The following is a 513-nucleotide window of genomic DNA, read 5'->3' on the forward strand; positions in this document are numbered from 1 at the left end:
TCGGTGCTTTCGGAACGGCCGGCTTGAACAGTGCCTCGGCCTTGTCCCGGGCGCTGGTGGGCCTGCGAGTTCTGTCGCTGTTCATCGAGTCTCTTTGTCGTTGGTCGCCATGTCGGCCGGTATCGCTCTATCGAGCACGCGTTTCGGTCAGGCCTTGGCCTTCACCCGCCGTGGGCTCTTGGCAATTGGAGTCTTGCCGAGAGCGGCTGCAGCCTTCCGACCAAGACCAAACGACTTGGCCAAGGCTGAGCGCGCTTCGGCATAGTTGGGTGCCACCATCGGATAATCGGAAGGCAGGCCCCATTTCACTCGGTACTGGTCAGGCGTCATGCCGTACTTGCTGCTGAGATGGCGCTTCAGCGATCTAAATGCCTTGCCGTCTTCAAGGGAGATGATCGCATCCGGGGTAACCGACTTCCTGATCGAAACCGCTGGGACAAGCGGCTGGGCAGCAGGCGCGGCAGCTTCAGCTCCCAAGCCAGTCAGTGCCGCATGAGTCTTCGCGATAAGCTC

Annotated in this window: 1 protein-coding gene; it reads right to left on the reverse strand. The window is 60.8% G+C overall.

Annotated elements, in window-relative coordinates:
* Positions 1 to 147: 147 nt before the first annotated feature.
* On the reverse strand, positions 148 to 513 hold a 366-nt coding region (locus AC1DVA_RS29045; RefSeq protein ID WP_476808227.1), incomplete at its 5' end, for a Ros/MucR family transcriptional regulator.

This window comes from Allobosea sp. P4_C6 (assembly GCF_056402015.1).